This is a genomic window from Vibrio sp. V42_P2S4T144 (assembly GCF_009904715.1).
In the GTDB taxonomy this organism is placed as follows: Bacteria; Pseudomonadota; Gammaproteobacteria; order Enterobacterales; family Vibrionaceae; genus Vibrio; species Vibrio alginolyticus.
The window spans coordinates 1-6,849 of record NZ_WXWS01000254.1 but is presented as its reverse complement, the minus strand read 5'-3'; the positions used below and the strand labels follow the sequence as shown (position 1 = coordinate 6,849).

Here is a 6,849-nt window from a genome sequence, read left to right as displayed (position 1 = left end):
CATACAACCTGTTATTTCTAAGCGTAAAATAAATAGAAATAGGAAGTGATCCAGTTCAAAAAATGACACTCAGAAAAATAATAAAAACCTAACTTTCATGGAGTTACAATACACGTCAAAATCGAACAACTTGTTTTGACGAGTTTGCTGCGATCTAGGTCACTTATATTCATGAGTTACGACTGATTTTGTAAGATTTGGATCACGCCTAATTATTTTGTGAGCCATTAGTAAGCGAATTACCTATTTACCTTTCGTGAAGTGACTCTCATTTATTCGTCGTCAAAACTCGTCAATATTTTTAGAAATGACGATTTTGTCGAATACCCCACTGGAGAAATTGCACTTAACCTCACGCTATTTTGCGTATAAAGTTTAAAGGTATCTTATCTGAGGACCATTCTATGCTTCGTCTCTTGACGCTCATATCATCTCTACTTGTTACTTTGACTCCTTTTTCATCTTATGCAGAGCCACAGCATTGGTTAGCAAAAAAAGGGGAAACCGAACTTATGATTATTGGCTCGGTACATGTGGGGGATAAAACGATGTACCCACTCCCTAGAACGGTCATCCAGCATTTAAGCCAAAGCGCAGGGTTGATTATTGAAGCAGACGTCAGGAATTCTGAAGGCTTGGTTTACCCACAAACAACCATTCTTTCTAAAGATGTTTTAGACAGAGCTCAACGTCGCCACTTAATTGAAATTGCCCAAGATTTAGGTTTGCCAGAAACTCAACTCCTAAATTCCCCACCTTGGATGGCCGCATTCACCATCCAACTCGCTTTAGTCAACAAACTGGGGTATGTCTCTGATAAAGGGGTCGACATGCACTTAATAGGACTCGCTGATAAAAAGCAAATCCCGGTCATTCCACTAGAGTCCGTGCAATTCCAAATCGATTTAATCGCAGGTCAATCAGAAGGCGGTAAAGAGATACTTCTCTCATCAATTGAAGAATATGATGGCGGAGAAGAGTTGGTTCAATGCTTGATAGAGAGTTGGAAGAGTGGTGATGGTAGCATGTTGGTCGAAGCCTCTTTGACCGATCATACAACAGAAGAGTTTAACCAAGCCTTTTTATACGAGCGTAATCGAGATTGGGCTAAAAAACTCGACACTGGCAGTGTTCTACCTCAACAATCGGGTCGCTACACCGTTGTTGTTGGTGGCTTGCATTTAGTAGGTAAAGATAACCTGATTGAACTGCTTAAAAATCGGGGATTTAACATCAAACCACTGGGTAAGACGCGCCAAGCAAATTGTGATATCTAGTAATTGTTTGAAAAATGCCATTTAAATACAACCATTTAAAATTCATTCAAACTTTCTTATAAAACGCCGTTAAGCTAAGTGGATACAAAACAACTCATATGAAATTTAAATATTTATTCCTATACACGATGGGAATTATGCTCACTTCTTCGTTGTCTTATGCTAAACCGCCATGCAACGTAGAATCTTTTCAAGCTATTGATATAACTCCGGAAGTAAAAGGCGGTGTTTTAGATAAAGAGAGTGGTCAATTTCTTATTACCGAAAAACCAATGATGCGTTGCGCGAACATCACGTTTTCAACAGCCCACACTCGAAATCGCGTTGCACATATGATGAACCAAGGCTTTGAAGCGGTTTACTATGATGGAAATACAAGCAAATCTCACTCAGTAACGTTTGATGAAGACGATTTAAAAGCGGGTTACGTCAAGATTGGTCCAAATCACCCAAAGACCGCTTATGTCTGTTTCACTACTTCTGAAACTCCTATCAATACTATCTCGTGTGACATCAAGTAATAAATTTACTCGCTCTAAAAAATGAAAAGGCCCTACATTTCTGTAGAGCCTTCCTCTCAATACGTGTCGGTGAAGTGCCATATTCGAACATCAGGCGAACCCCAATTTGATTCGATACTATTGAAGTCTAAAATTACTAGCGCCAAAAACGACGAAAGCCTGCTCATTGAGCAGGCTTTCTAAAAGTGATCGGTGAAGTAGGGATTCGACGCGACTAGGCTTCCAGAGGACTGGCATTCCAGACCCCGATCCTCTGGTTCCAAATAAATATCACCAAATACGAAAAAGGCTCTACATTTCTGTAGAGCCTTTTTCTCAATATGGTCGGTGAAGAGGGATTCGAACCCCCGACCCTCTGGTCCCAAACCAGATGCGCTACCAAGCTGCGCTATTCACCGAGATGTTTAACTGAGGAATTGTCCCCGTCAACGAATGCGTATATTACGGATTCTGAACTGTGGCGCAAGTGCTTTTTACAAAAAAACCTTAGGTCTTAATTCGTTTGATGAATAACTGAACACTAGCACGTAAAATGTGACTGATAACTCACAACAAAATACAGTTTATTAACCTTAGCAACATAATTGATCCAGATCAGTGTGCAACAAGACACCGCCATTTAGTTTATTCCTGTCGGGAACATCTTGGAGGAAACGTATGGACTTTTGGCTTGATCTCCTATTTGGTAATGCAGTGGGTCTATCGTCAATGATAGTAATTTTTGGGGCAATTGGTCTGATGTTATTTTACGGCGGTTTCTTCATATACAAGATCATGAACGACAAATCTCCTCACTAGATCTCGCTTAGCTCTAGAAACGCTTTGCACCGGAGTCGGTTACTTGCCTACTCCGGTTTTTTATTTGATCTCAATGCACCACTCATTGATATAATCCTATTATTCTTCCCTGTTCTTAATGAGATTACTGCTATGTCTCACGACGACGATTTTGATCTATTTCAACAGATGATGGGCGATGTAAAGCCAATCACTCAAGACACCACCGAACACAAAAAAGTACACCAAGTAACAGAAGCACAGCTCGCAAAACGCGAAGCAGCAATCTGGTTAACGGAAGATGACCCAGAATACCTATCACTTGATCACGCTGAAATGCTCAAGCCAGAGGACTTTGTTGAGTTCAAACGTGATGGTGTACAGGACGGGGTTTACCGCAAACTTCGCCTTGGTAAGTATCCAATCCAAGCTCGCTTGGATTTGCACCGTAAAACATTGAAAGAAGCACGTGATGAAGTCGTGACGTTTTTAAAGCAATGCCTATCAATGGACATTAGAACGGTCGTTATCGTCCATGGTCGAGGAGAACGCTCAAATCCACCTGCAATGATGAAAAGCTTTGTTAGCAGTTGGCTACGACAAATAAAGGAAGTCCAATGCGTCCATAGTGCGCAACGCTTTCACGGTGGAACTGGAGCCGTTTACGTCCTACTTAGAAAAAGTGCGGAAAAGAAATTAGAAACCCGCGAACGTCACCAAAAACGGTTAGGCTAAATTTCACCCTAATGCTAGAATGCCCGCCCTTATTCTTCCTTCCCCTTAAAGGAAGGGAGCTTCATTCGCCGTTGTGAAACGTTAGGAGACAAAAATGTCACAAGACAACGCTAAACGATTAAATAAATTCATCAGTGAAACGGGGTTTTGCTCACGCCGTGAAGCAGACAGACTGATTGAGCAAGGCCGTGTCACCATTAATGGCAACAAACCTGAAATGGGGACAAAAGTGCTACCTGGTGATGATGTTTGTGTGGATGGTAAGCCAGTGGCAGCAAAAGAGAAGCCGATTTATATCGCTCTCAATAAACCAACAGGCATCACCTGTACAACTGAGAGAGACGTCCCTGGAAACATCGTTGATTTCATCGGCCACCAAAAACGTATCTTTCCGATCGGCCGCTTAGACAAACCCTCTGATGGTCTGATCTTTTTGACCAACGATGGCGACATCGTGAACAAAATCCTTCGCGCAGGCAACAGCCACGAAAAAGAGTACGTCGTACGCGTGGACAAGCCAATTACAGGCGAGTTTCTCAAACAGATGTCGAGTGGCGTTAAGATTCTCGACACAGTCACCCTACCTTGTAAGGTAACGAAAGAAACTAAATTCTCTTTCCGTATTGTGCTCACTCAAGGACTTAACCGTCAGATCCGTCGCATGTGTGAAGCGCTGGGCTATGAAGTATTCAAGCTGCGTCGCGTACGCATCATGAATATCTCTCTTGATGGTATTCCCAATGGGAAATGGCGTTATCTAAGTGACGAAGAAGTGGCAGAGATCCTAGCAATGTGTGAAGGCTCGGTAGGTACAGAAGAAGCATCAAAAACAGACTCTAGAGGTCGCAACATTCGTAAAGCGACCGACGCGAAGCTGTTTGATAGCCGTGAAGAAAACCAAGATTCTACTGCTCGTCGTAACCAGAAGACACGAACTTTCCGCGGTAACAATGCTGATGAATTCCGTCATGCACCAAACTCGAAAAAAGGTCAACAAAAGCGTCGTCAGCGTGATGATGAAGGCGGACGTCCAGCTAAAGAACATTACAAAGCGAAATCACAAGGTGAACGCAGCAGACCGCAAGGCGAGCATGGTAAATCGCACCGTAAACCAGATGCATCGAGCAATACGCATTCAGCAAACAAGCCTCAATCACCGAGTAAGCCCAAGCAGCATTACATGAACCCAAATGCCGCGAAACCAAGTAAACCAGCTAAACGCACTGGTGGTACATTGAGTCTGAAGAAGTAACGCTTAACTGACAGGCAAGATCAAAAAAGGACGCTCATGAGCGTCCTTTTTATTTGTCATGAGTTTACAAACAAAGAGGTGCAAACTGACCGCGAGTTAAGCTCAGCAAATCTCTCGGGGCTAACTCAATTTCTAAACCACGTTTACCAGCACTCACACAGATTGTGTCTTGCTCTGCTGCGCTTTCGTGCAAAAAAGTAGGTAAGGCTTTCTTCTGCCCTAGTGGGCTAATTCCACCAACGACATAACCTGTGGTCTTTTGCGCGATTTCCGGATCAGCCATATCGGCCTTTTTGCCCTTCGCTGCTTTCGCTGCCAGTTTTAGGTTCAGCTTTTGATCAACAGGGATAATCGCAACCGCAAGGTTCTTTGGCTCCCCGTTCAAGCAGAACAACAAGGTTTTAAATACTGTTTTCGGATCCTGTCCTAGCACTTCAGCAGCTTCTAAACCATAACTATCGGCTCTAGGATCGTGCTCATATTGATGGATGGTGTGTGGAATTTTTTTCTTTTTCGCAAGACTAATGGCCGGAGTCATCAAGATTCTCCTCATAAAAACAAAAAGCGCAGACTGAATTGGATCTGCGCTTTTAGTTAATGATATCAGCGAGTTTGAGTCAATCGCTTTTTCTCTGTTGGGTTACTGATCAATCGCCGTATCAACTAAATACGTGATTTCACCTGAAGGGGCATACTCATTAACATCAATAGGGCTGTGTGTTTCTAAATAATCCTTCAAAACTTCAGCATCGGTAAAACCTGTACTTACATACCCTGGATGATCGTCGATTTTAGGGTAACCATCACCACCAGCAGCATTGTAGCTTGGTACGGTAAAGCGGTAATTACCATCTAAGCGAAGTTGCTTATTACCAATAAACACATTGGTTACCTCACCATTATTGATACTCATCGCAATGCCGGCAAACTGTGCATAAGCACCAGAGTCAACAGGCTTAGTTGCAACGACATTTAGATAATCTAATACCTCTTTACCCGTCATATCAACGTAAGAAACCATATTGCCAAATGGCTGAACAGTGAGCACGTCTTTATAAGTAATATCACCCGCAGCAATCGAATCTCGAACACCACCAGAATTCATTACGGCGAAATCTGCTTTCGCACGTTCCATGTGAGCCGTTGCAATTAATCGACCTAAGTTTGTTTGCTGGTAACGAACCACATTGCGGTCACCCTCAAGCTTACCGTTAGATTCTGCAATCTTCACGTTTAGCTTGCCCTGACCTTTTTCTTGATAAGGACGAAGAAACTCAAGCATCATTTCGTCTTGTTTAATCTCTTCTTGGATAAAGACTCGTTGTGACTGACCATCAACTTTAACTTTCTTTTTCAAGTTTACAGGGATCAGATCGTAGCTCACCATCGAGAGTTCGCCATTACGAAACTCGTAGTCGGCGCGTCCCACATATTTCCCCCACTCATGTGCCTGAACAATAAAGGTACCATTTTGTTTATCGGGCTGACATTCATCACCTGGTTTAAAGTTCTTTTTGATAACGTTTGGACCTTCCATGCACACAGGTTCTTGTGAGTGTCCTCCAACGATCATGTCGAGATCGCCGTCATTCAAATAACGAGCTAACGCCACATCGCCAGGAGCATTGATGCCTCTATTACCATTTTCATAGTGTCCCATATGCGTGACAGCAAAAATCAGATCTGGATACTCTGTCTCTTTCAGTTCTGCAATCAACTTCTTGGCTTCTTCTTTTGGGTCACGGAAGTCAATTTGTTCAATGAATTCAGGGTTGCCAAGTTTCGCAGTGTCTTCGGTTGTAAGACCAATGACCGCAATTTTAATGCCTTGCTTGTTAAACATCGCGTATGGTTGAAATAAACGCTTGCCAGTATTTTTATCGTAAATATTGGCAGACAACATCGGAAAGTTTGCCCACTCTTGCTGCTTGAATAGCACGTCCAATGGATTATCAAACTCATGATTACCTAGAGCCATCGCATCGTAACCAATTTTGCTCATGCCTTTAAAATCCGGCTCGGCATCTTGTAAATCAGACTCAGGTACTCCTGTGTTGATGTCACCACCAGAAAGCAGTAACACGCTGCCCCCCTCATCCTGTATTTCTTCGCGCAAATCATCGATTAACGTTTTACGCGCCGCCATGCCATATTCACCGTATCGATTTTGCCAAAAGCGACCATGATGATCGTTAGTGTGCAACACGGTCAATTTATAGGTTGTATCGGCATTCCATTCTGGTGCAGGTTGCGTAGCACACCCAGCTAACGAGGCCAAGATAGCGGC

The 6,849-nt window shown here is 43.0% G+C and carries 7 protein-coding genes and 1 tRNA gene; 5 read left to right on the top strand and 3 right to left on the bottom strand.

The annotated features are described in order from the left end of the window. Window positions 1–404 precede the first annotated feature (404 nt). Window positions 405–1,277, top strand: a complete 873-nt coding sequence (locus CAG68_RS08870) for a TraB/GumN family protein (protein ID WP_025768953.1) — start codon at window positions 405–407, stop codon at window positions 1,275–1,277. Window positions 1,278–1,414: 137 nt separating this feature from the next. Next, window positions 1,415–1,798: a hypothetical protein gene (locus CAG68_RS08865; protein ID WP_372009610.1), complete on the top strand. Its 384-nt coding sequence runs from the start codon at window positions 1,415–1,417 to the stop codon at window positions 1,796–1,798. A gap of 321 nt (window positions 1,799–2,119) precedes the next feature. Here the strand turns inward: CAG68_RS08865 and CAG68_RS08860 are convergent. Beyond that, window positions 2,120–2,196, bottom strand: a tRNA-Pro gene (locus CAG68_RS08860). 259 nt (window positions 2,197–2,455) lie between these two features. On the opposite strand from CAG68_RS08860, the gene CAG68_RS08855 reads away from it, so the two are divergent. The 3 genes from CAG68_RS08855 (at window position 2,456) to rluF (ending at window position 4,562) form a co-directional block, all read left to right on the top strand. Then, window positions 2,456–2,596: a DUF3149 domain-containing protein gene (locus CAG68_RS08855; protein WP_005382236.1), complete on the top strand. Its 141-nt coding sequence runs from the start codon at window positions 2,456–2,458 to the stop codon at window positions 2,594–2,596. Window positions 2,597–2,728: 132 nt separating this feature from the next. Then, a complete protein-coding gene (gene smrA, locus CAG68_RS08850) occupies window positions 2,729–3,310 on the top strand; it encodes a DNA endonuclease SmrA (protein WP_005382233.1) in 582 nt (193 codons plus the stop codon). A 94-nt stretch (window positions 3,311–3,404) separates the two neighbouring features. Next, window positions 3,405–4,562, top strand: coding sequence for a 23S rRNA pseudouridine(2604) synthase RluF (gene rluF, locus CAG68_RS08845; RefSeq protein WP_054575474.1), 1,158 nt, complete (start codon window positions 3,405–3,407; stop codon window positions 4,560–4,562). Window positions 4,563–4,626: 64 nt separating this feature from the next. On the opposite strand, the gene ybaK is transcribed toward rluF, so the two are convergent. Both ybaK and ushA read right to left on the bottom strand, forming a co-directional pair. After that, on the bottom strand, window positions 4,627–5,100 hold the full coding sequence (gene ybaK / locus CAG68_RS08840; RefSeq protein ID WP_054575475.1) for a Cys-tRNA(Pro) deacylase: 474 nt from the start codon (window positions 5,098–5,100) through the stop codon (window positions 4,627–4,629). A gap of 102 nt (window positions 5,101–5,202) precedes the next feature. Continuing rightward, window positions 5,203–6,849, bottom strand: a 1,647-nt coding sequence (gene ushA, locus CAG68_RS08835) for a bifunctional UDP-sugar hydrolase/5'-nucleotidase UshA (protein WP_161441015.1), incomplete at its 5' end; no start/stop codon positions are given.

Coding starts and splice junctions, on each gene's coding strand:
- CAG68_RS08865 (WP_372009610.1), top strand. CDS start 1,415: ATGCTCACTTCTTCGTTGTCTTATGCTAAACCGCCATGCAACGTAGAA.
- rluF (WP_054575474.1), top strand. CDS start 3,405: ATGTCACAAGACAACGCTAAACGATTAAATAAATTCATCAGTGAAACG.
- CAG68_RS08870 (WP_025768953.1), top strand. CDS start 405: ATGCTTCGTCTCTTGACGCTCATATCATCTCTACTTGTTACTTTGACT.
- CAG68_RS08855 (WP_005382236.1), top strand. CDS start 2,456: ATGGACTTTTGGCTTGATCTCCTATTTGGTAATGCAGTGGGTCTATCG.
- ybaK (WP_054575475.1), bottom strand. CDS start 5,100: ATGACTCCGGCCATTAGTCTTGCGAAAAAGAAAAAAATTCCACACACC.
- smrA (WP_005382233.1), top strand. CDS start 2,729: ATGTCTCACGACGACGATTTTGATCTATTTCAACAGATGATGGGCGAT.